At 41.9% G+C, this 23,050-nt stretch carries 28 protein-coding genes; 20 read left to right on the top strand and 8 right to left on the bottom strand.

The window, feature by feature from the left end; genetic code table 11:
• Nucleotide 1 precedes the first annotated feature (1 nt).
• The 4 genes from B1K71_RS15275 to B1K71_RS15260 are packed head-to-tail and all read left to right on the top strand — an operon-like array spanning nucleotide 2 to nucleotide 4,438.
• A complete protein-coding gene (locus B1K71_RS15275; RefSeq protein ID WP_077328547.1) occupies nucleotides 2-916 on the top strand; it encodes a phosphotriesterase family protein in 915 nt (304 codons plus the stop codon).
• Nucleotides 917-2,053 carry an aminotransferase class V-fold PLP-dependent enzyme gene (locus B1K71_RS15270; RefSeq protein ID WP_077328545.1) on the top strand — a complete coding sequence of 379 codons (1,137 nt, stop codon included), beginning with the start codon at nucleotides 917-919 and terminating at the stop codon, nucleotides 2,051-2,053.
• Nucleotides 2,054-2,080: 27 nt separating this feature from the next.
• A complete protein-coding gene (locus B1K71_RS15265; protein ID WP_077328543.1) occupies nucleotides 2,081-3,238 on the top strand; it encodes a YhfX family PLP-dependent enzyme in 1,158 nt (385 codons plus the stop codon).
• A gap of 3 nt (nucleotides 3,239-3,241) precedes the next feature.
• Complete coding sequence (locus B1K71_RS15260; protein WP_077328541.1) at nucleotides 3,242-4,438, top strand: phosphopentomutase; 1,197 nt, start codon at nucleotides 3,242-3,244, stop codon at nucleotides 4,436-4,438.
• A gap of 84 nt (nucleotides 4,439-4,522) precedes the next feature.
• On the opposite strand, the gene B1K71_RS15255 is transcribed toward B1K71_RS15260, so the two are convergent.
• Complete coding sequence (locus B1K71_RS15255) at nucleotides 4,523-5,413, bottom strand: glycerophosphodiester phosphodiesterase (protein ID WP_077328539.1); 891 nt, start codon at nucleotides 5,411-5,413, stop codon at nucleotides 4,523-4,525.
• Nucleotides 5,414-5,800: 387 nt separating this feature from the next.
• Between B1K71_RS15255 and B1K71_RS15250 the strand changes: the two genes are divergently transcribed.
• Together B1K71_RS15250 and B1K71_RS15245 are read left to right on the top strand one after the other, a co-directional pair.
• Nucleotides 5,801-6,532: an ABC transporter ATP-binding protein gene (locus B1K71_RS15250; RefSeq protein WP_077328538.1), complete on the top strand. Its 732-nt coding sequence runs from the start codon at nucleotides 5,801-5,803 to the stop codon at nucleotides 6,530-6,532.
• The gene (locus B1K71_RS15245; protein WP_077328536.1) at nucleotides 6,529-7,296 is read left to right on the top strand and encodes an ABC transporter permease; all 768 of its coding nucleotides are present in this window, start codon (nucleotides 6,529-6,531) and stop codon (nucleotides 7,294-7,296) included. The genes B1K71_RS15250 and B1K71_RS15245 overlap by 4 nt, the downstream gene beginning before the upstream one ends.
• 29 nt (nucleotides 7,297-7,325) lie before the next feature.
• On the opposite strand, the gene B1K71_RS15240 is transcribed toward B1K71_RS15245, so the two are convergent.
• Nucleotides 7,326-8,717 carry a sigma-54 interaction domain-containing protein gene (locus tag B1K71_RS15240; protein WP_077328534.1) on the bottom strand — a complete coding sequence of 464 codons (1,392 nt, stop codon included), beginning with the start codon at nucleotides 8,715-8,717 and terminating at the stop codon, nucleotides 7,326-7,328.
• Between the two features lie 199 nt (nucleotides 8,718-8,916).
• Here B1K71_RS15240 and pruA point away from each other — a divergent pair, with 199 nt between their 5' ends.
• Complete coding sequence (pruA, locus tag B1K71_RS15235; RefSeq protein ID WP_077328532.1) at nucleotides 8,917-10,464, top strand: L-glutamate gamma-semialdehyde dehydrogenase; 1,548 nt, start codon at nucleotides 8,917-8,919, stop codon at nucleotides 10,462-10,464.
• 62 nt (nucleotides 10,465-10,526) lie between these two features.
• The gene (locus B1K71_RS15230; protein ID WP_077328530.1) at nucleotides 10,527-11,720 is read left to right on the top strand and encodes an ornithine--oxo-acid transaminase; all 1,194 of its coding nucleotides are present in this window, start codon (nucleotides 10,527-10,529) and stop codon (nucleotides 11,718-11,720) included.
• Nucleotides 11,721-11,951: 231 nt separating this feature from the next.
• Here the strand turns inward: B1K71_RS15230 and B1K71_RS15225 are convergent, their stop codons facing one another.
• The 3 genes from B1K71_RS15225 to B1K71_RS15215 all read right to left on the bottom strand — a co-directional run bounded on the left by B1K71_RS15225 (nucleotide 11,952) and on the right by B1K71_RS15215 (nucleotide 13,142).
• A complete protein-coding gene (locus B1K71_RS15225) occupies nucleotides 11,952-12,206 on the bottom strand; it encodes a GlsB/YeaQ/YmgE family stress response membrane protein (RefSeq protein WP_077328528.1) in 255 nt (84 codons plus the stop codon).
• 76 nt (nucleotides 12,207-12,282) lie between these two features.
• Nucleotides 12,283-12,666 (bottom strand): hypothetical protein, encoded by a 384-nt coding sequence (locus tag B1K71_RS15220; protein ID WP_077328526.1) that lies wholly within the window; start codon nucleotides 12,664-12,666, stop codon nucleotides 12,283-12,285.
• A 98-nt stretch (nucleotides 12,667-12,764) separates the two neighbouring features.
• A complete protein-coding gene (locus B1K71_RS15215) occupies nucleotides 12,765-13,142 on the bottom strand; it encodes a hypothetical protein (protein WP_077328524.1) in 378 nt (125 codons plus the stop codon).
• A 353-nt stretch (nucleotides 13,143-13,495) separates the two neighbouring features.
• Here B1K71_RS15215 and B1K71_RS15210 point away from each other — a divergent pair, with 353 nt between their 5' ends.
• The 9 genes from B1K71_RS15210 (at nucleotide 13,496) to B1K71_RS19970 (ending at nucleotide 17,089) form a co-directional block, all read left to right on the top strand.
• Complete coding sequence (locus B1K71_RS15210; protein WP_077328522.1) at nucleotides 13,496-14,401, top strand: sulfite exporter TauE/SafE family protein; 906 nt, start codon at nucleotides 13,496-13,498, stop codon at nucleotides 14,399-14,401.
• A gap of 34 nt (nucleotides 14,402-14,435) precedes the next feature.
• Entirely contained in the window at nucleotides 14,436-15,059 is a 624-nt protein-coding gene (locus tag B1K71_RS15205; RefSeq protein ID WP_077328520.1) for a dCTP deaminase domain-containing protein, read from the top strand.
• Nucleotides 15,060-15,367: 308 nt separating this feature from the next.
• The gene (locus B1K71_RS19980) at nucleotides 15,368-15,517 is read left to right on the top strand and encodes a hypothetical protein (protein WP_175631927.1); all 150 of its coding nucleotides are present in this window, start codon (nucleotides 15,368-15,370) and stop codon (nucleotides 15,515-15,517) included.
• Between the two features lie 44 nt (nucleotides 15,518-15,561).
• Nucleotides 15,562-15,855, top strand: a complete 294-nt coding sequence (locus B1K71_RS15200; protein ID WP_077328518.1) for a hypothetical protein — start codon at nucleotides 15,562-15,564, stop codon at nucleotides 15,853-15,855.
• A 33-nt stretch (nucleotides 15,856-15,888) separates the two neighbouring features.
• Nucleotides 15,889-16,017, top strand: a complete 129-nt coding sequence (locus tag B1K71_RS20285) for a hypothetical protein (RefSeq protein ID WP_281250351.1) — start codon at nucleotides 15,889-15,891, stop codon at nucleotides 16,015-16,017.
• A gap of 33 nt (nucleotides 16,018-16,050) precedes the next feature.
• On the top strand, nucleotides 16,051-16,206 hold the full coding sequence (locus B1K71_RS19975; RefSeq protein ID WP_175631926.1) for a hypothetical protein: 156 nt from the start codon (nucleotides 16,051-16,053) through the stop codon (nucleotides 16,204-16,206).
• A 34-nt stretch (nucleotides 16,207-16,240) separates the two neighbouring features.
• The gene (locus B1K71_RS15195) at nucleotides 16,241-16,537 is read left to right on the top strand and encodes a hypothetical protein (protein ID WP_077328516.1); all 297 of its coding nucleotides are present in this window, start codon (nucleotides 16,241-16,243) and stop codon (nucleotides 16,535-16,537) included.
• A 48-nt stretch (nucleotides 16,538-16,585) separates the two neighbouring features.
• Complete coding sequence (locus tag B1K71_RS15190; protein ID WP_077328515.1) at nucleotides 16,586-16,873, top strand: hypothetical protein; 288 nt, start codon at nucleotides 16,586-16,588, stop codon at nucleotides 16,871-16,873.
• A 57-nt stretch (nucleotides 16,874-16,930) separates the two neighbouring features.
• On the top strand, nucleotides 16,931-17,089 hold the full coding sequence (locus tag B1K71_RS19970) for a hypothetical protein (RefSeq protein WP_175631925.1): 159 nt from the start codon (nucleotides 16,931-16,933) through the stop codon (nucleotides 17,087-17,089).
• A gap of 557 nt (nucleotides 17,090-17,646) precedes the next feature.
• Here the strand turns inward: B1K71_RS19970 and B1K71_RS15185 are convergent.
• The 3 genes from B1K71_RS15185 to B1K71_RS15175 all read right to left on the bottom strand — a co-directional run bounded on the left by B1K71_RS15185 (nucleotide 17,647) and on the right by B1K71_RS15175 (nucleotide 19,453).
• Nucleotides 17,647-18,036 carry a hypothetical protein gene (locus B1K71_RS15185; RefSeq protein ID WP_077328513.1) on the bottom strand — a complete coding sequence of 130 codons (390 nt, stop codon included), beginning with the start codon at nucleotides 18,034-18,036 and terminating at the stop codon, nucleotides 17,647-17,649.
• A 100-nt stretch (nucleotides 18,037-18,136) separates the two neighbouring features.
• Complete coding sequence (locus B1K71_RS15180; protein ID WP_077328511.1) at nucleotides 18,137-18,508, bottom strand: hypothetical protein; 372 nt, start codon at nucleotides 18,506-18,508, stop codon at nucleotides 18,137-18,139.
• Nucleotides 18,509-18,658: 150 nt separating this feature from the next.
• Nucleotides 18,659-19,453: an IclR family transcriptional regulator gene (locus tag B1K71_RS15175; protein WP_077328509.1), complete on the bottom strand. Its 795-nt coding sequence runs from the start codon at nucleotides 19,451-19,453 to the stop codon at nucleotides 18,659-18,661.
• Between the two features lie 273 nt (nucleotides 19,454-19,726).
• Between B1K71_RS15175 and B1K71_RS15170 the strand changes: the two genes are divergently transcribed.
• The 3 genes from B1K71_RS15170 to B1K71_RS15160 all read left to right on the top strand — a co-directional run bounded on the left by B1K71_RS15170 (nucleotide 19,727) and on the right by B1K71_RS15160 (nucleotide 23,037).
• Nucleotides 19,727-21,190 carry an aldehyde dehydrogenase gene (locus tag B1K71_RS15170; protein WP_077328508.1) on the top strand — a complete coding sequence of 488 codons (1,464 nt, stop codon included), beginning with the start codon at nucleotides 19,727-19,729 and terminating at the stop codon, nucleotides 21,188-21,190.
• A 10-nt stretch (nucleotides 21,191-21,200) separates the two neighbouring features.
• A complete protein-coding gene (locus B1K71_RS15165) occupies nucleotides 21,201-21,995 on the top strand; it encodes a 2-keto-4-pentenoate hydratase (protein ID WP_077328506.1) in 795 nt (264 codons plus the stop codon).
• 256 nt (nucleotides 21,996-22,251) lie between these two features.
• Entirely contained in the window at nucleotides 22,252-23,037 is a 786-nt protein-coding gene (locus B1K71_RS15160; RefSeq protein WP_077328504.1) for a 2-keto-4-pentenoate hydratase, read from the top strand.
• Nucleotides 23,038-23,050 lie beyond the last annotated feature (13 nt).

Genomic DNA, 23,050 nt, shown 5'->3' with positions numbered 1-23,050 from the left:
CTTGATACGAACGGTTTTGGGTGAAATAGATAAGGAAAGCTTGGGTGTCTGTGCTGCCCACGAACATTTATCCATTGATTTATCACGAGTAAAAAACGATTCGGATACGATTTTGGATGATGAACCGGGAATGCTTGATGAACTCCATCATTTTCAGCGGGCGAATGGCCACTCTATGGTTGAACTGACGAACGATGGAATGGGACGGGATGTCAGGCGATTGCGGCGGTTAAGTGAGGCAACAGGTATTCATATTATTACGTGTACCGGATTTTATAAGGATCCATTCATCCCGGAATTTGCAAGCAAGTGGGATCAGGACCAATTTGCAGCGCATTTTATAAAAGAATCCCGGGAAGGAATTGATGGAACGGGGATATTTCCGGGAGTTATCGGGGAAGTAGGTACCAGTTTAAATGAAATCAAACCTGTTGAGGAACAACTGATATATGGGGCGGGAATGGCAGCGCTGGAAACGGGGCTGCCGGTATCCACACATACAACATTGGGAACACTCGGAAGCAGCCAGGCTGATATGTTATTGCAGCTTGGATTGTCAAAGGATCAAATCATTATCGGGCACCAGGATCTGAATCCGGATAAAGGCGAGGTGCTGGATGTTTTGAAATCAGGCGTCTTTATAAGCTTTGATACGATTGGAAAGAACAATTACAGGCCGGATAAAGAGCGGCTGGATTTTCTCATTGATTTTATTGAAAGAGGCTACCAGAAACAGATTCTGCTGTCGGCAGATCTGACACGGAAATCACATTGGAAAAAATATGGTGGTCCGGGATATGATCTTGTGCTGAGCCAATTTATCCCTGCCTTAAGAGAAAGCGGCATCACGGAAGGTGTTATTACGGATTTGCTGGTTCACAATCCTGCAAATGCATTTTCCATAAAGGGGCGATAAATCTTGACATATGATCCATCGAACTTAAAATATGCGGGGTCTGTTCTTCCAAGCCTTACGTTAAGTGAGGCTCAGGAATTGCAGTTCAGGTTGACAGCAAGCATGAGCAAGCATTTTACCGGAGATCAATTTTTATCCATGGGGGACCTTGGAATTGCCCCGGCCTTTAAAAAGCCCAAACAGACAGAATTGGTGGAACGTACCATTGCGGATTGTTTTGGAGCTGATCAAGCTGCTTTGGTCCGTGGTGCAGGAACTGCTGCAATCCGATCCATTTTAAGCACATTGCTGATGGCTGGGGATGCAATGTTTATTCATACGGCACCAGTTTATACAACGACAAAGGAAACAATACGTATGCTGGGCATTCAAACGAAGCCGATTGATTACAATGATTTATCAGAAGTTGAGGATGTGGTAACTGCGGACAAATCGTGCAACGTGTTCTACATTCAGCATGCCAGACAGCAGCCAACTGATACGTACGACCTTGAAGCATTGATTGAAACAGTTAAGCATGTCAGACCAGATCTGCCCGTAGTAGTGGATGATAACTATTGTGCTTTGAAAACTCCAGGCATAGGAGTGGAATATGGCGCGGATTATTCAACGTTTTCCGGATTTAAACTGCTTGGTCCGGAAGGTATCGGAATCGTTGTGGGAAACGAAAATGAAATATCATTCTTGCAAAGCAGGAACTATTCAGGCGGCGGGCAGGTGCAAGGCTATGAGGCGATGGAATTATTACGCATGCTTACCTTTGCACCTGTTTCATTGGCTATTCAAAACGAACAGGTGGAGGAAGTATGCAGGGCACTAAATGTGGGAGCAGTTGAAGGGGTAGACGCGGCTTATATGACGAATGCACAATCTAAGAACGTTATCGTCGAATTACGGGAACCGATTGCTCAATCCGTTATAAAAATCAGCAATCGTTTGGGTGCGGCAACCCATCCGGTGGGTGCTGAATCGAAATACGAAATTATTCCAATGATCTATCGTGTCTCGGGCAGTTTTATCGAGGCACAGCCCGATTTGAAAGAATATGGATTGCGAATTAACCCGATGAAGTCTGGAGCATCAACGGTATTGCACATCTTAAAACAAGCCATCCATGAAGCGGGAATGGCACGCTAATGAACTGTGAAATAGGAGGATGCTTCCATGTTTTTGGATGTTACGAAACGGAGAAATCCAGCCTTAATATTTACCGGTGCTGCACTGCATCAGCAGGGGGATATTCCTCCGAATACGTATGTTATTGATGTGGACAGCTTACGGGAAAATACGAAAAAAATTTCCGATGCGGCTAATAAATATGATCTCGAACTTTATTTCATGAGCAAACAACTTGGTCGCTTGCCGAAAATAGCGAAAATAATGGCGGATAGTGGTATCGGGAAAGCGGTAGCTGTGGACTTTGATGAGGGAAAATTACTGGCTGATCACGGTATCCCGATTGGTAATGTGGGGCATCTTGTCCAACCCGGCAAAAATCAGTGGAAAGAAGTTTTAAGCTGGGAGCCCGAAGTTGTCACCGTTTTTTCATATGAGCGGGCGAAACAACTTTCTGAGGCTGCTGTTTCTTCAGGGGTGAACCAGGACATACTGCTAAAGGTTTTCAATACAGGAGATAATGCGTATGAAGGACAGGAAGGCGGAATTTTGATCGGGAATCTGTCACAGATGGTTGACAGGATTGCGAAGCTGGAAGGTGTAACAATCGTCGGCATTACATCTTTTCCTAATTTGCAGCTGGATATAGAACGTGAAGAAATGACCCCTACCAATAATTTATATACGTTGCTGGAAGCGAAGCGAATCCTTATGGAAAAAGGAATTGATGTAAAACAGGTAAACGCTCCAAGCAGTACGAGCTCTGAAACAATTCCCTTATTGGCTAAATACGGTGTAACCCATGGGGAACCGGGTCATGGATTAACCGGAACGACTCCAATGCATGCTTGTCGGGATTTATGTGAAACGCCGGCAATTGTTTATGCAACAGAGGTCTCGCATCGGACGGAATCCAATTATCATGTTATTGCGGGTGGTTATTACAGTCGTTCCAATATGAAAGGATGCCTGGTGGGACATAATAAGGAAATTATCCATCAATACGTTGCTGCTGAACAAAACAGTCCGGAAATGATTGATTACTATGGTGCTATAGGGTACCCGGAAGATTTTGAAATTCTGATAGGGGATACTGCTATTTTCGCATTCCGAACGCAAATATTCGTCACACGTTCGCATGTTGCACTTGTGGAAGGGATCCAAACAGGAAAACCAAGACTGATCCACCTTGAAAGGAAGTGGTGACGGATGGCTAAAATGATGCTGCTTGTTATTGACAGTTTTGGTATTGGTGCAATGGATGATTGTGAAGATTATGTTCCTTCAGATTGTGCAGCAAACACCTATAAGCATATACGGAATAAAAAAGGGGATGCACTAAAGATTCCGTTTATGTACAAATCCGGGCTTGGAGCACTCGTTGATGGCGTGCCAGCACCTGCAAATGCATATGGTTATGCAAAGCTTGCACATCATGGTGCTGACACCTATCTGGGGCACCAGGAAATCACTGGAAGCTGTCCGAACAAGTCTACTAAAAGACTGATGAAGGACATTCATAATGGTATGAAGGAAAAATTGGAAAAGACAGGTTATCACGTTACGTATCCATACGAAGATTGTCCTGTTCTATTGGTAAACGATGCTGCGGTTGTAGCAGATAATTTGGAATCAACGGTGGGGAACATCGTAAATGTAACGGCTGATTTTAAGAAAATGCCATTTGAAGCGGTCAAAGAACTTGGTATGGTAGTACGGCAAAATGTGGATACCACCAGGGTTATCGCATTTGGCGGACCACATACTTCGATTGATCAAATTTTATCCTGTGTCCAGCAGAAGGGTGAACAATGGGGGGTTGATTCGCCGAAAGCAGGTGTGTACGGCGAAGGATATGATGTCTATCATATGGGATATGGCGTAAATATCAACAAGCAGTTTCCAATGATTGCGGCAGAAAACGGATTGAAGGTATACCGTCTGGGAAAAACAGCGGACGTTTTGCATGGAAAAGGACCTTCCAATCCTATCGTGAATACGACAGATTTGTTGAAACAAGTAAGCAAGGCGTATCACGCAGAACAGGATGACGCGGCTTTCTTAATTAATATTCAGGAGACTGATCTTGCGGGTCATGCGGAAGATGCTGACTGGTATTGCGAATTATTAAATGAAACTGATGATTGGCTTTGTAAATTTGTACCGCAAATGGAACGTGAAGATATTCTGATTGTGATGGCTGACCATGGCAATGATCCTACAATCGGACATTCCAATCATACAAGGGAATACGTCCCGCTGATGATTTTGGGGCAAAGTGTGCAACAAACGAATATTGGATTGAGGGACACGATGGCTGATGTAGGGGCAACTTTTTGCGATTTTTTCGGATTGCCTGAGACAGTGGAAGGACGGAGTTTTAAGGGGGAGATATTGGCAAAATGAAGTAGATTGGGAGATTAAATGACTTATAATATTGAAAAATCAAAGGCCTAAGCTGCTTTAACGCAGCCCAGGTCTTTTCATTCATCACCTACTTCGCATTACTTCATTCAACCGATCGGGATAGTTAGTGAACATTCCGGTTGCGCCCCAATCCAGCACCTTATTCATGTCTTCTTTCGTGTTTACGGTATACGGGTGCATAAGCAGGTCATGCTCGCGGACTTTCTGAACATAATCTTTATCAATTTTAGTGTGACTGGCACCTATTCCAACCGCATATGATGCGATTTCATCCAGTTCTGCATTGGTTATGGCTGCAGGCTCGGAATACGAGATTAATTGGATAAGCGGAATATCAGGATTCATCGCGTGAACAATTGATAGACTTTCCTCACTGAACGATTGGATAAGAACTTTGCTCGATGGTGCGTTTGGTCCAATCAATTTATACTTATCTAAAATTTTAAGTAACTCTTTTTCCATTCCCGGGTAAACATCCGGTGATTTAGTTTCAATATAATACCGTTCTCCACGACCGAATTTCTGAATGATTTCTTCCAATGTCGGGACTTCTAATCCTTCGTATGCCGGGTTTGCTTTATCCGGATATTTTTCGTTGAACCAGGATCCTGCATCAAGTTGTTTGATTTCCGCAAGTGTCTTATCTTTTACGTAGCCTGTTCCATTAGTTGTCCGGTCTACTTTTTCATCGTGCATTGCAATCAGGACGCCGTCTTTCGTCATTTGCAAATCTACTTCAATATAATCGCCATGCATTTTTTCGCCGAGTTCATAGGATGCCATTGTATGTTCCGGTGCATGTCCGGATGCTCCGCGGTGTGCTACATTCAGAATGCGGTTCGGATTCAGTGCCGGTTCTTTCGCATTTGACGTTGTAAAGGCGAAAGTTTGCATCGGCAGCAGAAGGACCGATAGAGCTACTAATACGACAAGGCTTAACGACATTTTCCGCATGTAATCCATCTCCTTTAAATTGATTCCATTGCTGTATGAATCACTCTCGGATGAAGTGCTGAAACGAAAGATACTTTAGACCTCCTTTTCTTAAGTTACCTTTGATTCTATAAGACTTGCAGATTATGAACAAATGGCAAATAGACTATGACGAATTACCTTTAACAACTCTAATTCTTGCAGTTATCCAGGTTTTCGGAGCTGAATTTAATGATAATTTATCAAGAAAGGGGACCAATTCGAGCATAAATGACAGAAAATTAAGCATATCCGTGTTCACCAAGGGAACGTAACCTTGATTAAGGATTCTATAATATGTGAATGGTATAATAAGGTATGTCAGCTATACAGCACGTTCAATCAGGGTAGAAAACGGGGTGGAGTTATATGAACGCTCAGGAAGACAAGGCAATTGAATTCAAGGAAGTCAGTTATGCATTAAATGGTACACAAATTCTTCATAATCTTACCGGTTCCTTTTTAAAAGGTGCTATAACGACTGTTGTTGGTCCTTCGGGCGCTGGAAAAACAACAGTGTTCCGGTTGTGTAATGGACTGAAATCACCGAATGCAGGAGATATTTACATACATGAAAAGCATATTAACAGCTATGATCCGGTGGAATTGCGGCGGAATGTCGGGATTGCTTTGCAGGATGCGACGATGATTCCCGGTAGTGTCAGGGATAATCTCGAACTTCCACTCAAACTGCAGGGAAAAACATTGCCTGATGATAAGGCGGAATCATTATTGCAGTTAGTTGGACTGGAAAAAACATTCCTGAATCGGAACAATAAGGACTTGTCCGGGGGACAGCGTCAAAAGCTGTCAATTGCCCGTACGCTAGTGAATCGTCCGGATATACTGCTGCTTGATGAAATTACTTCTTCACTGGATAATGTTTCTCAGCAGGATATCGAACAGCTTATTAAACGAATCAATTCGGAATACGGGACAACCATTGTTTGGATCACACATAACCTGGAACAGGCCTTGGATGTTGGTCTGTATACGTGGGTGATGATGGGCGGGGAATTGATTGAATCAGGAAAAAGCGACTTCCTGAAAAATCCGAAGAATGACCGGGTAAGGCATTTTGTAAAGGGGGAAGTGGAATGAGTTTTCTTACATTGGCCATTACGCTGGTTTTTGTTATTATTCCGCTTATCCTTTCCAAAACTTTAAATCTGGGCTTGGAGAAGGATACCATTATTGCGACAGTACGATCCATTATCCAATTACTTGTCGTTGGATACCTGTTGCAATTTGTATTTGATTCGGAAAATATGATTTACATCGTATTAATGATTGTGCTTATGATTGTGGCGGCTACGGAGAATGCCCGAAAAAAAGGTGCATCCATTACTGGAATCACCTGGAAATTAGTGGTCACGTTTGTTTTTATTGAAATATTAACGCAGGCAATTTTACTTCTTTTGAACATTACACCACCGACTGCACAGTACATAATCCCAATTAGCGGAATGGTTATCGGCAACGCGATGGTGCTTGGAATTCTCTTTCTGAACCGGTTCACGTCTGAATTGGGATCACGTACAGAAGAAGTTGAATTGATTCTGTCACTTGGCGGTACACCAAAACAGGCGGTACATAGGCAGCTGATGACTTCAATCAGGGCAAGCACCATTCCAACAATCGAAAAACAGAAAACGATGGGTCTTGTACAGCTTCCGGGTATGATGAGCGGGCAAATTATTGCAGGTGCTGATCCGGTTCAGGCAGTGTTATTTCAATTGCTGATTTTATTTCTTCTTTTGACTACAGCAGTTATCTCGAGTATCATGCTCGGTTTTCTGTCATATCCGACATTGTTCAATAATCGTATGCAAATGCTTGAGGGCAGGCTTGAAAATGTGGATTAATATGCAGCAATGCCTGCCCATAGCGGTATTTAAAGCGTATACTTTTTCATTCTGTATTGCAGGCTCTGTCTGCTGATGCCAAGTTTTTTTGCAGTTTGTGTGATATTGTGATTATTTTCAGTGAGCACTTGTTTGACATACGCCTTTTCGACATCATTTAGTTTATCATGCAAGTTTGCTGAATGATTCACTGGAGCAGTCCTATTGCTTTCGTGTTCCTTATTGTTACGCTGATACCTTTTCCGGAAGCGGATGGGCAGATGATGCGGCTGGATTTCAGACTCATCAATAATCAGGTTCATAGCTCCTTCGATCGTATGTTCCAGTTCCCGCACATTGCCTGGCCAGTCATGCTGGTAAAGAAGTGAAATGGCTTTGCTGCTGATTTCCTGTACATGCATATGGAATAGGGCATTATACTTTTTTATAAATTCCTGAACCAAGGGCATAATGTCTTGCTTTCGTTCCCGTAATGGCGGAATGTGCAATGTAATCACACTTAGACGGTAAAATAGATCTTTTCGTATTTGATTGTTCGCCAAAATTTCAGCCGGGTCTTCGTTTACGGTTGCGATAATGCGGACATCAATTTTTTTATCTTTTGTCCCGCCGATTCGCCGGATTGTTTTTTCCTGGATGACACGCAGCAGTTTTGCCTGCAGCGCCATATCAAGCGAGTTAATTTCGTCAAGAAGCAATGTGCCGCCATCTGCCTGTTCGAAAAGGCCGGGTGAATTGACGGCATCCGTGAATGCACCTTTTTGCGTGCCGAACAATAGACTTTCCATTAGACTTTCCGGAATGGCTGCACAGTTTTGGGCGACGAATGGTGCATCCGACCGGTTACTGCCATTATGGATGCTCTGAGCAAACAGTTCCTTACCGGTCCCGGTCTCACCGACAATCAATACAGATGAAGTAGTTCTTGTTCCCAATTTCGCCTCCTCAATGACTGAAGTAAATGCTTCACTATTTCCGATAATTTGGTCAAATGTATAGTTACTGTTTTTCTTACGCAGTACATTTTCCTTGATAACATTCTCGAGCTGGGTCACATCTTTGGCGATTTCAACTGCCTCGGTAATTTTTCCATTCCTTATGATCGGAAATGTATTATTTACTGTGGTAATTTCCTCGCCCTTATTGTTGAAGTACGTCTGTCTGACATCTTTGGTGACTTTTCCTGTTTTCAAGGCATGGACAAGCGTACTGTGCTGATTTTCGTGAAAAGAAAATACATCCAGCACATTTTTGCCAAGAACATCGGCACTTTCCATCGATTCGATTTCCATCATTTTTTTATTGTAAATAATTGAATTCCCCTGTTCATTAATAGCATGGATACCGACATTTACCTCGTCCAATAGTTGTTGATATAAATCGTTCATATGAACCAGGGACTGCACATCATGTTTGTTCATAAAATTGTATCCTCCTATAAATTTATTTTAAAAGAAGGTCACCATTTATGCAAAATAATTTTGCATAGAACCAGCAAATATATGCAAAGTAATTTTGCATATGCTCACAAGGAATGCTGCTACTGCTGGCATTTTATAGTTGGCACGAAAATTGCTTGAAGAGTCATAAGTACGGATTAATTATTTTGGGAGGGCTTACATGTTAACACCATATAAACACGAACCATTCACAGATTTTACAGTAGACGAAAACCGTCAAAAGCTTAATGCTGCAATGAAAAAAGTACAGGGGACACTTGGCAAGCATTATGATCTTTTAATCGGTGGCGAAGATGTATCAACCGATAAAAAAATTACATCCATAAACCCCGGGAATAAAGAAGAAATTATTGGAACCGTAGCAAAAGCAGGTCAGGAAGAAGCTGAAAAAGCTGTTCAGGCTGCAGAAAAAGCGTTTCAAACGTGGAAGTTCACAAAAGCTGTGGACCGTGCTAATATTCTCATCCGTGCAGCTGCTATTGTCCGCCGCAGAAAAGCGGAATTTACGGCACTGCTTATTAAAGAAGGTGGTAAGCCATGGAAAGAAGCGGACGCGGATATCGCTGAAGGTATTGATTTCATGGAATATTATGCACGTCAAATGATTGAATTGGATCAGGGGAAGAAAATCAACAGCAGACCTGGTGAGTATAACCGTTATATGTATATTCCAACGGGAGTTGCAGTAACGATTCCACCATGGAATTTTGCCTTTGCAATCATGGTTGGTACCACCGTTGCACCACTTGTAACTGGTAATACGACAATTTTGAAGCCTGCGAGTGCGACACCGGTTATTGCAGCTGAATTTGTCGATGTGCTGGTAGAGGCAGGTATGCCGGATGGTGTTATTAATTTCCTTCCCGGCAGCGGTGCAGAAGTCGGAGATTATCTTGTTGATCATCCGAAAACGTCTCTAATCACGTTTACTGGATCTCGTGATGTAGGTACGCGCTTGTATGGACGTGCGGCTGCAGTCCAGGAAGAACAAAATCATCTGAAACGCGTTATCGTGGAAATGGGCGGTAAAGATACCGTAGTTGTTGACAGTGAAGCAGATATTGATGTTGCAGTGGAAGCTATTGTCACTTCCGCATTCGGATTTTCCGGACAAAAATGTTCAGCGGGATCCCGTGCGGTTGTGCACAAAGATATTTATGATGAAGTGCTGGAAAAAGTGGTGAAGCGCACGAATGAATTGACTGTTGGCGAAACAAAAACACACGATACGTATATGGGCCCTGTTATTGACCAAGGCGCTTATGATAAAATTATGGATTATATTGAAATTGGCAAGAACGAAGGAAAACTTGTTGCAGGCGGAGAAGGCGACTACTCTAAAGGCTACTTTATTCAGCCGACTGTCTTTGCTGATGTGGACATCAGTGCCCGCATTATGCAGGAAGAAATATTTGGACCTGTAGTAGCATTTGCTAAAGCAAACGACTTCGATGAGGCGCTTGAAATGGCCAATAATTCGGAGTATGGCTTAACAGGTGCTGTTATTTCGCGGAATCGTGAACACTTGAACAAAGCGACAATGGAATTTGATGTCGGCAACCTTTATTTCAACCGTAACTGTACAGGTGCGATTGTCGGGTATCAGCCATTCGGCGGATTTAAAATGTCCGGTACTGATTCCAAAGCTGGGGGACCGGATTATCTTGCCCTTCACATGATGGCAAAAACAGTATCGGAAATGTATTAATTTCAGAAGTGGAGCGGATTGCAATAACATTCCGCTCCATCCGGATTAAAGGAGGAATTTAAATGGTTTCATCCAATGAGATTATTGAGCAAACAGAACATTATGGTGCACATAACTATCATCCGCTGCCTGTTGTTGTGGCAGAGGCTGAAGGTGTATGGGTGAAGGACCCGGAAGGCAATAAGTATATGGATATGCTGAGTGCGTATTCGGCTGTAAATCAAGGTCACCGTCATCCGAAAATCATTGCTGCACTGAAAGATCAAGCTAGTAAAGTAACATTGACATCACGTGCATTTCACAATGAACTGCTGGGGCCATGGACCAAGCGTGTTGCGGATTTGACCGGTAAAGATAAAGTATTGCCGATGAATACTGGTGTGGAAGCTGTTGAAACGGCTATTAAAGCAGCACGCCGCTGGGCATATGAAGTAAAAGGTGTGGAAGATAACAAAGCGGAAATCATTGCCGCCAAAGGGAACTTTCACGGCCGGACATTAAATGCTATTTCACTTTCCAATGATCCCGGTGCGACGAAGGATTACGGTCCATTTGTACCAAACATTAATAAAGTGGAATATGGCGATGCAGATGCAATCCGCGAATCAATTACACCTAATACTGCTGCTATTATCGTGGAACCAATCCAGGGGGAAGCAGGAATTGTGATCCCGCCGGAAGGTTATTTGAAAGCGATTCGCAAGATTTGTGATGAAAACAATGTATTGTTTATTGCGGATGAGGTGCAAACTGGTTTTGCACGTACAGGAAAAATGTTCGCGTGCGAATGGGAAGGTGTTGTACCGGATATTTTTGTGATGGGGAAAGCACTCGGTGGTGGTGTAATGCCGGTATCCGCGATTGCTGCCAACAAAAATATTATGGACGTCTTCACGCCAGGTTCACATGGTTCAACTTTTGGCGGGAATCCATTGGCATGTGCTGTATCGATGGCTGCACTTGATGTGATTGAAGATGAAAAATTAGTTGAACGGTCACTGGAAATGGGAGCTTACTTCGAGAAGGCATTACGTAAGATTGACAATCCGGAATTAAAGGAAATCCGTGTCCGAGGGTTGTTCATCGGGGTTGAATTCAATCATCCGGTCCGTGAATATTGTGAAGCATTGAAGGCAGAAGGTGTACTGTGCAAAGAAACACATGAAAACACAATCCGTTTTGCACCGCCGCTCGTCATCAGTAAAGACGAACTTGATTGGGCAATTGACAAAGTAAACAAAGTTTTGTCCAAATAATACAAAACACGGTTGGACAATATTTGCTTTCATTTTCGAGTATACGTACAACAGTGTATTCTTAACCGCGGGTGGCTGGAGACCCCGCAGCGTATAAGCGCTGCGGGGTCTCACCTATGCCATATTTCCTGCTGCGGCAGCGTTACTGCAAGAAGTATAAGTGCCTTCTTCATACCTAATTCACCTGGTGACAGACACCACCCGGATCATGCCTCATTTTGTTGAATGCAGCTAATGATAGTTGTTTCTGATTACTCCTATATAGCTTACTACGCTCACTAGTATCAGGGATCCTATCAGGGTGGGGAGAATGTACACGCCTTTGAATAGGGGTCCCCATTCTCCAAGTAATAATACACCGAGCCATGCCCCGATAAACCCAACAATAATATTGCCGATGATCCCTCCTGGAATATCAATTCCAATAATGAGGGAGGATATCCACCCAATTAATCCCCCGATAATTAATGTCCATACAATTGCCATTATGAAACCTCCTCAATTAAGTTGATAAAAAACTGCCCTCTATCAAGTCAGAAGATAGAGGGCAGTTCAAAGTTAATCAAAAGCGATTTTTTAGATCATCAAGCTTGTCGGAGATGCCATCTTTGAAGTCGTCCAACTGGTCTTCCAGTTCATTTAATAACGAATCAATCTGATCTGCCAGATTATCCTGAACGGAGGTATCATCTATCCGTTTTGTCAGGTTGCTTTTCAGATCATCTATTTTTTCCGACATGTTGCCAAGCGCCTGTTTGAACTGATCAGCAAAATGATTTTTTACTTGATCAACCTGTTCTGACAGATCATCAATCTCCTCAGAAAGATTTGTTTCGACTTTTTCCAGTTTTTTAAACAAGTTATCTGTTGTATTCTTCGTTGTGCTTTTGTTTGCCTTAGGTTTAGTTGCTTTGGTATTCCCTTTAGCAGCTTTTGTATTTGCCATACTATTCCTCCTTTTTATGTGGTTAATTATGTTGTACCACATATTAAATATATTAAACTTAATATTAATAATTTTCTGAATAATTATTTTAAAATTTTTTACGCTTTATTTTGCGTAGTTTGAGTTTGATCCATCCCCGCAGAAGGGGTTATTTTATGCCTGTCTACAGCGACACTGCTTGAATTGGCCGCATTACTGCTGGCTGCAGCACCATATGGTCCAATGGAAGCAACACCTACCTCGCTTGCCGCCCCAGCACCTTGAGGGCCAACTGCAACTGCGGCAACATTACAGGAAGCTGATGCACTATTGATGCCTGCTACTGCCGAAGAAGTACTCGTTTTGTTTATGTGCGGACTGGCAGCCGAGCTACTGGAACTAGCTGAAGCAGGACCATTACCCTGTTGTGCCTCTGCACCTACCGCTGATGTCGCTACTGTTCTTCGCCCGTCCCCGGATGCAGCTCTTTCACCCATTTTTATTCACCTCCTTGCTGGTAGTTCCAATACTGTTTTTTCCTCCTTTCCAATTCTTTGATTAGACGCCAGTATGTTGCAGTTCAGCGTCTAATTCTATTAGTTATGTACCCTGCGATAAGAATATTAAACATAATATTTTGAATATTATAAGTTTTAAAATAAATAATCGGTGGTATATATACATTAAAGTTAATTCTTGGATGCTGATTGCTGAAGGATTCGTTGAAAGTGTCTTTGGCTTTTATGAGAAACGTTTAAAAGCCCCGATCATTTAAAATCTTTTACACTTCTAATCTGCCAACAAAATTCCATTGAATTGACTTTTAAATAAATTATTTAGGAGTGAAAATATGCAAAAGTTGATTGTGTTTATTTTAATAGGCTTCTTCACTCAACTTCTTGATGGTTCACTTGGAATGTCTGCAGGTTTATCTGCAACATCGGTTTTACTTTCAATGGGTCTTGCACCAGCCGCAGCTTCAGTATCGATTCATATGGCTGAACTCGCAACGACTGCTGTTTCCGGTGTATCCCATTTGAAATTTGGAAATATAGATAAACCTTTATTTAAAAGGTTGATTGCACCGGGCTGTATAGGCGCGTTTGTTGGTGCCTGTTTACTGAGTTACCTGCCTGGTGAAATTATTAAACCTTATATTGCAGGGGCTTTACTGCTGGTCGGATTTTATATCCTTGTCATTTACGTTTTTGGCAAGAAAAGTCTTCGAATTGGACAAGGAAGGCGGGGCAGGAAGGAAAAACCGCTTAAAAAATCATTTTTATATCCGCTGGCTTTAAGTGCGGGTTTTCTGGATGCAATTGGCGGCGGGGGATGGGGACCGGTAAATACACCGGTACTGATTAGCCGTACTCGGATGAAACCGAAAAAAGTTATCGGTTCAGTAGATGCGAGTGAATTTGCAGTTGCTCTCTCCGTTACGCTTGGCTTCGTTGTTGGATTAGGTCTTAATGATGTTAATTGGGAATGGGCCGCCTCGCTGGCAATTGGAGGTATGCTGGCTGCGCCGATCGCGGCATGGGTGGTTAAGGTTCTACCATCTTACATCCTTGGTGTTCTAGTAGGCGGTGTAATCATTTTTGCAAGCATGCGGACGGTTCTTAATTCAAGCGGGATAATCCCACTGTCTTTTCACGACGCAGTCTATGCTTCTTTTATCACGCTTTGGTTTTGCTGCGGGGTCTATGTTACCCGTAATTACAAAAAGCAGGATCATTCCGGACAAGAGACCAATTAACTTAATTCTATTATTTTGAAGGGAGGTGGTTCACATGCTTGATGATGATTTGTTAACAAAGGTTAAAGATAAAAATATTGTGGTACCTTTTAATTCTTCCAATATTGGACAGGGTACAATCAAACTTACGCTGCACAAGAATATTCAGCTGTATGTTTCGGATCGTCCGGTAAAATCAAATCGGCAATTCCCTGAGAATGATTGTAAAACGGTAGACATTTCATATGAAGAATTTTATTTGAAGCCTGGACATTCCGCCATGATCAGATCTGTTGAGACCCTTCATACACCGAAGAATATGGTGGCACATGTCTATGATGAAATGAATAAAGATATGTTTGGTTTAAAGATCAGTCCGGTGGAATATATCGGACCAAGATTTACCGGCCATGTCAGGGCGCTGGTTGTAAATCACGGTTCGGCCCCTGTAAGACTTATACCGGGTATTCAAATATGCCGATTATCGCTTCATGAAATTTTTGATAAGAAGAGCAGGAAGAGAAAAAAGCGATTGAAAACGGTATATATATTGCTTAACAGTGTTTTGACTGCTCTTATTGGTTATGCCGTAAATATCGAGAACTGGCCATTTGTATTTGGCTCCTCGATCGTTATGGCGATTCTCAGTATTGGCTATATGTTTTTTAAAGATGATTAGATTCAGTAAACACATTACGGAAAAATTACAAAATTATATCGTTCTTATGACAGCGTGCTATTTTCGTAGAATATCCTTTGGTTAACTATGTATATGATAATACTTTCCTATTTTTGGAACATCAAAATTAACCAAATAGACCATTTCTCATAAAAAACAAACATTAATTGTAAATTATGTAAAATTTTGTAATTTTTTCCAAATGATTTGTCACGTTAAAAATAATTCGAAAATCCTATGAAAATTATGAATAAAATGAAATTATACGGGTAAAGGAAGTTAGTTCCAATTATTAGGAGGTGAATATGATGAGTGAAAATTTAATTAAACAGTTACCTGTCAAGGAAATAGAGGAACTTTTGCACCTGATTATCCAATCGATTGAGAAAGTGATTCAGGATTTGGAAAAGACCCTCGAACAAATTGTTAAGGCCTTAATAAAGAAGCTTCCGAATTAGAATTAGAAAATCCAGCTGACATTAATCAAAAAAGGTGGGATAACGTGGTCGAGGTGAAATGCCAACAGGGGGAATCACTGGGAAATGAAATCATTTGCATTTCCATATCCGGTATGAAAATTGATGTGTTTGGCGAGGAGATCATTCAACTGGGCCCACATTGTTTACGGATTTCACAAGAAACATTTACGGTTGAGCAGTTAACGGTTCTTTATGGTTTATTTGAAAACATAAGGCTGCCATTAACCGGTTATTCAACGCAAGATCGAGCAGTACACCTGAAAGCATATTTGGATCTGCTTTATCACTTGCATTATACAACTGTAAATGGATTATAACCGCTTTCTAATCTTTGAAAGGGGGTGAGGACAATGGCCGAAACGCAGCAGCAGTATGAGCAGCAACAAACGAATCATTCTGAAATGTTTTCTATGATGATGATGCTGATGATGACTGTACTGATTTCGGGACAACAAAATAGTGGCGGCTCATCAGATTAATGTGGTGAAGAAGAAAAAAAGGAGGTGTTTTCATTGGCAGCAGATAAGGCAATACCGCAACAGGCTGGAAATGCGGAAGAACTGCTTCGGCTGATTATCGAGATGATTGAGAAAATGATTCAGGAATATAATGAAATCCTGGATAAAATCGTCACGGCTTTGATTGAGAGTCTTCCTGGACAAGACTAGTGTGTTAAAACAATTGATGGAAAGGGGGGATAACATGTTTGAGGTGAGTTCCCATAATGGCTATTTTCAAGGGAATGAATTACTTTGCATTTCAGTGTCTGGTATGAAGGTTGTAGCCTTTGGTGAAGAAATGATTCATGAAGGCCCGCGTTATCTGAGGGTTCCTCAAGACTCATTAACAGTTGGTCAACTGACCCAATTGTACGGGTTATTGGAGAATTCCAATGGTTCAGCAGGGCAAAACATTTCCAAATCTGACCAAATAAACCAGCTTAACATGATCATGGGAATGCTTAATAATATGAATCAGACATCCTCTAAGAATGATTAAACCGAAGCGGTATATAAATGATTAAACTTTAAAAGGAGATGTCATGTAATGCGAACATTAAGGAAAGATTTTGAGGAAAACTGCACGTTTTTTAACGGACACTCGGAGGCGAAAGAATGGTTTTATGCAAACTATTCGGAACAATTTGTTCTGAAGGGTTCCGGAAAGGTAAATGGTGAAAAAATTTATTTTTATCATCTTATTACCAATCAGGACTCTTATAAAGAAGGAATCAAAAAACTTCTGGACAAAGGAATTGTTAACGGATTGGAACTGCCAATGAGCTATTACATTGTCGGCATTTTGGAAGACGGCAGAGTTCATGTGATGTATTGATAGTAACGATTCATTTGCACGCTGCCTGCAGCGAAACTATTAAAGGAGGTGAGCCAAGTGAATGAAAATCAACAACAGCAGCCACAACAGCCACAGCAACCCCAGCAGCCGCCAAATCAGCAAAATGGACAATCAGACATGTTCTCCATGATGATGATGCTTATGATGACTATTTTGATTTCCGGACAGCAGGATAAAGGAGGCTCTTCAGATTAAGATTGATTGATGCTGGTGGAGAACAATGATAAATATGAGGTGAAACAAATGACCATTACAAAATATTATAAGAGATCCCTTAACCATCCCATGGCAAGGAATATTTTTAAAAAGGGATGCCGACGGATTTAAACTAACATTGAGTTACCACCCTTGTGTTTTCCGTAAATGGCATGGTGCATCTCGTTGTTAACCGACAAAATATGCACACATTCACACTCAAATGAACAATCCGCCGGCAGATAGATTGCTGGAACAATCTACTATACTCATAGTTACCCGTTTGTTAAGAAATAAAACAAAAAAATAAAAACTTTTTTAATCCAATCGACAAAAACCGGGAAATAAACAAATAGGGTATACTCCCAAACTCAACTACTACTTTGATATATGGTAGTAGTTGAGTTTTTTTCCTTATCTTAATTTATGCAGTTTTACTAGTATATATGAATGGAAACTTTGTAAACTGAAGGTGAAGAGAGGGGATATTTTACGAAAATAAAAAGACTTCCACCAAAATGTTTGATAGAAGCCTTCATTCTTTTCAAGTGCTGGAATCAGAGACGGTCTTTTAAATCATCAATTCTGTCCGATAGATCTTCGCTTACACTATCGATTCGGTCAGACAAGTCATTGGATACATGATCTATACGATCGGCAAGCTTTTCATGCGAACTATTGTCGTCGATTCGATCCGCTAAGTCGCTTTGCACACTGTCAATACGATCGGACATATCACTTAACATATTATCAATACGATCACTAAGATCATTTTTTACATTGTCAATTTGGTCGGAGACATGTTCAATCTTTTCTGTTAGGTTTGTTTCGACTTCTTCCAGTTTTTCCTCAATCTTTTTTGCCATATCTTTTGACACTCCTTTCGCTGCTTTTGCAGTTTTATTTGACTTGCTTGTATTTGCTTTGGAAGTTTTTGTATTTGCCATTATCTACCCTCCTTTCTTTACTCCGTCAGTTTTGTTTACCACATTCTGAACTAATTAAACCAAAAAGGTTGAATTTTACAAATATTTTATTCAAAAAAATTTATTTTTGAATTTGTTCCGTTTGATTGTTTCCGGCAGAAGGCGTTATTCTCTGTCTGTCAATTGCAACACTGCTGGAATTCGCTGCATTACTTGATGCTGCAGCCCCGTAAGGTCCTATCGTTGCGACACCAACTTCGCTGGCAGCGGCAGCACCTTGTGGACCAACAGCAACTGCTGCAACATTACAGGAAGCTGATGCACTATTTACCCCTGCAACAGCTGAGGTAGTGCTCGTTTTGGATGTTTGCGGATTCGCTGTAGAACTGCTCGCACTTGCCGAGGCAGGACCATTTCCTTGTTGTGCTTCTGCACCAACTGCTGACGTTGCTGCAGTTCGGTTTCCATAGGCGGATGTGGCTCTTTCGCCCATAGTATCACCTCCTTTCAAATCGATTCTATTAGTTATATACCTGTTTTAAGTAAATTCAAAACACATTTATCAGAATTCTTTAACAAATAAAAATGCCAAGTCACCTGCCGATTTTTTAGACAGGTGACTTGCACCATCTTATTGAATAATTTATTGGTGTTGTTTGAAGTAGCGTTTGTCATAGCCGAGGCGTTCGGATGCTTCGTTTCCGGCTTCAATTACCTTTTTGGCGATGTCGGGGATTTTGTGATCGGTCATGCGTTGGATCGGTCCGACAACAGTAATGGCACTGACAATTTTTCCGGTATAATCTCTAATAGGTGCTGCAACTGATTTAGTACCTTCCGTCAATTCCTCGGTGCTGACAGCGTAACCTTGTTCGTGAATAATCTTCAATTCGGAACGCAGTTTTTCAGGATTGGTGATACTGTTTTTTGTATATGCGACAAGTCCACGGTCAATGATTTCTTCAACAATTTCCTCATCAGCAAAGGCAAGCAGCACCTTCCCGGAACTGGTACAATAAGCCGGATTCCGCCGGCCTACATGTGTCAGAATCCGAACAGGGTGGGTGCACTCCTCTTTATGAATATAAATGTTATCAAGTCCGTCCAAAATCGATAAGTGTGCTGTTTCGCCGGTGTCATTTACGAGTTTGTTCAGCACCGGTGCAGCTTCACTGTGGATTTCTAAATTATTAATTACAATTCCGCCAAGGGTCAGCACGGATAATCCCAGCCGATATCCATTTGTTTGCGGATCCTTTTGGACAAATCCTTCGCTGGCAAGGGTGGATAACAATCTGCTGACAGTACTTTTGGCAAGTCCCAAAGATTCCGCTAGTTCCCCCACTTTTTTGGACGATTCAAATGTAGAATAACTCTTTAAAATGCGCAGCGCATTCTTTACTGAAGAAAGAATTTGCGGGTCTCCTTTTTTAGGCATGTATTTTCCTCCTTACATTTATGTTCCCTATATGCGAACAGTGCTTTGTTTCAGTTTATGCTTTTATTTACTGCATTTGGCATCGCTTACTTACAATTATACAATAACTTTTTAAAATTTTTTAGCATTTGTTCCACATAGGGGAACTAAAGCCTTTTTTATTTCCGCTACCGTACCTATACTGAAGATGCAAGATTAGTCAAACAATTTTCAATGTAAATCAATATTGGAAATGATTCTTATCTTTCCAATTACTTATAAGGAGGAATTTTCATGCAAACAACTGAAAACAGACCAAATGTTAAGTCAATTGACTGCGACCATTATATTAATGGTAAATATGTGCAGTCAGGCAGCGGTAAATCATTTGAAAATAGTAACCCGGCTACAAAGGAAGTGCTGGGAAATGTTCAGATCGGCGGTGAAGAAGAAGTTGATCAGGCGGTAAAGGCAGCACGGAAAGCACTTAATGGCGAATGGGGAAAAATGCCTTTAAAAAAGCGTTCCAATATCCTTCGTAAAATTGGCGACCTAATTAAGGAAAGACAAGAAGAACTGGCCGTACTGGAAACGTTGGACACAGGAAAACCACTTTGGCTTTCCAATAGTGTCGATATTGACCGGGCAGCAAATAACTTCTATTTTTTTGCCGATTACATGACAACAGTTGGAAATGAATCCTATCAGCAGGATGACACTGCTATCCATTATGCGGTTCGTAAGCCGGTTGGTGTTGTCGGGCTGATTAACCCATGGAACCTGCCATTGTTTTTGATGACCTGGAAATTGGCACCGGCGCTGGCCGCTGGAAATACAGCTGTTATGAAACCATCTGAAGTAACCCCGATGACTGCCACAGTATTGGCACAAATTCTTACAGATGCAGGTGTTCCGGATGGGGTTGTCAACATGGTACATGGTTTTGGTGAAACCGGAGCTGCGCTTTCATCCCATGATGATGTTGATGCTATTGCCTTTACCGGCGAAACGATTACCGGGAGTGCGATTATGAAAGCAGCAGCACCTACATTGAAGAAATTATCATTTGAACTTGGCGGTAAAAACCCGAACGTCATTTTCGCAGATGCGGATTTGGATGAAACAATCGAGACAACACTGAAGTCGAGCTTTGTTAACCAGGGTGAAGTTTGCCTGTGTGGTGCACGAATTTATGTGGAACGCTCCATTTACGATGAATTCCTGGAAAAGTTTGTGGAAAAAACAAAAGGAATGAAAGTCGGCAATCCATTTGATCCGGATACAAATGTTGGTGCTTTGGTCAGTGAAGAACACTACAACAAAGTGCTTAAGTATTTGGATATTGCCAAAGAAGAAGGCGGCGAATTTCTGATTGGCGGTAATGCAGTCGATGCTGACAAAGGTTATTTTGTGGAACCGACGATTATTACCGGTCTTGGCAATGATTCCAGATGTGTCCGCGAAGAAATTTTCGGACCGGTTGTAACGGTTACGCCATTTGATACGGAAGAAGAAGTTCTGGAACAAGTAAACGATACACCATATGGACTGAGTGCAAGCGTATGGACAAGTGATGTGAAACGTGCAGCAAGAGTTTCCTCACAAATTGAAGCGGGTATGGTTTGGGTGAATACGTGGTTCCTGCGTGATTTGCGCACACCATTTGGCGGAATGAAGCAAAGCGGCCTTGGCCGTGAAGGCGGAGCACACAGTTTCGACTTTTACTCTGAACTGACTAACGTCACATTGAAACTCTAGGAGGCTGTTTATGGTAACAGAAAATAAATCCAAAATTGAAAGCCATGCTAACCATCTTGCAAGGGCCTGGAGTGATGGGGAAGGGGTTCAACCGTTAACCGCGGTGGATCCCGACCTCACCATTGATGAGGCATATTATGTCCAACTGCAGACAATCCAGGCTAATGTGGAAAGCGGCAGGAAGGTTACTGGAAAGAAAATTGGGCTGACGTCTAAAGCAATGCAGGAAATGCTGGGTGTCGGTGAACCGGATTATGGTCATCTGACCGATGATATGGAAGTGAACAACAGGGGAGAGATTCCTGCCAATCGTGTCCTTCAGCCAAAAGTGGAGGGCGAGATTGCCTTTATTTTAAAAGAGGATTTGGTTGGGCCAAATGTAACATCACTCGATGTTTTGCAGGCAACAGATGCAGTTGTTCCGGCACTTGAAATTGTGGACAGCAGAATAAAAGACTGGAAGATTACGCTTGCAGACACCGTGGCGGATAATGCCTCTTCCGGGTTATATCTGCTAGGCAATAATCCGAAAAAGATTACCGACATTGATTTGAAACAGATCGGTATGGCAGTTTATAAGAATGACACATTGCAAAACACTGGTGTCGGTGCTGCAGCACTTGGTGATCCGGCGAAATGTGTTGCCTGGCTTGCGAATAAATTGGCCAAATACGATATTACACTGAAAGCAGGCGAGGTTATTTTATCAGGTGCCTTATCCGCGGCAATTGAAGCGGAACCGGGTGATCATTTTTATGTGAAATTTGCTGAACTGGGCGAAGTGAGCGTAACATTTACAGAATAAATAAGGATATTTGAGGCGTGGTGAAATGTTGTTCAGGGCTGCGGGAGCTTTACCTTTTGAAGAAGATTTTGCGTTTTTGGTGAAGAAGATTTCGCGCAATTGAATGGAATTTCGCACGTTTGGGCCGGAGTTCGCACGATTGAAATGAATATCGCACGTTTGGGCTGTAGTTCGCACGATTGAAATGAATATCGCACGTTTCAGTCAGACTTCGCACGGTATAATGCATACTTCAGAATACATCGGGAGGAAGAAAATGGACAAAAATTTGATTAAAAAGCTTGCCGATTATACACATAACGCAGAAAAAGAAAAAAGAGAAATCACGAAAATAACTGCCGAATTATACCCGGAATTGACAATTGAAGAGGGGTATTTGGTTCAGGAAGAAGTCATTAATCAAAAGCTAGCAGAGGGCCATAAAATCATTGGACCGAAGATGGGTATCACCAGTGAGGCTAAGATGAAGCAGATGAATGTGGATGATCCAATCTATGGCTACGTATTTGATTACATGGTTGTCAATGAAGGAGATTCTATCTCAATCGATGATTACATTCACCCAAAAGTGGAACCGGAAATTGGATTTGTTTTATCACGTGATTTGGAAGGGCCAAACGTGACACCGCTTGATGTGCTCCGCTCCACCGAATATGTTTTCCCGGCTATTGAAATCATCGACAGCCGCTATGAAAACTTTAATTTTACGCTGCCGGATGTTGTAGCTGACAACACATCTGCAGCGGGAGCGGTATTTGGAACAAATTTGAAAAGACCGGATACGGTGGAACTGGATGTTGTCGGAGTTACCTTATCCATTAATGGTGAAATTCAGCAATTAGGCGCCGGTGCTGCTGTGCTTGGACACCCGGCAAATTCGATTGCCAGACTGGCGAACATGTTAAGTAAAAAAGGCGAAAAAGTGAAAGTTGGTCAGCCGATTTTATCAGGAGGAATCACAACAGCAGTCCGTTTATCACCGGGGGATTATGTCAGCGCAAAATATGGCGGAATCGGAGATATCTCGTTCTTCGTAAAATAGGTTCATGGAAAGG

The organism is Virgibacillus siamensis, from assembly GCF_900162695.1.
Classification (GTDB): Bacteria; Bacillota; Bacilli; order Bacillales; family Amphibacillaceae; genus Lentibacillus; species Lentibacillus siamensis_A.
Note: the sequence above shows the minus strand (reverse complement) of the source record. Positions and strands in the feature narration are given on the sequence as shown.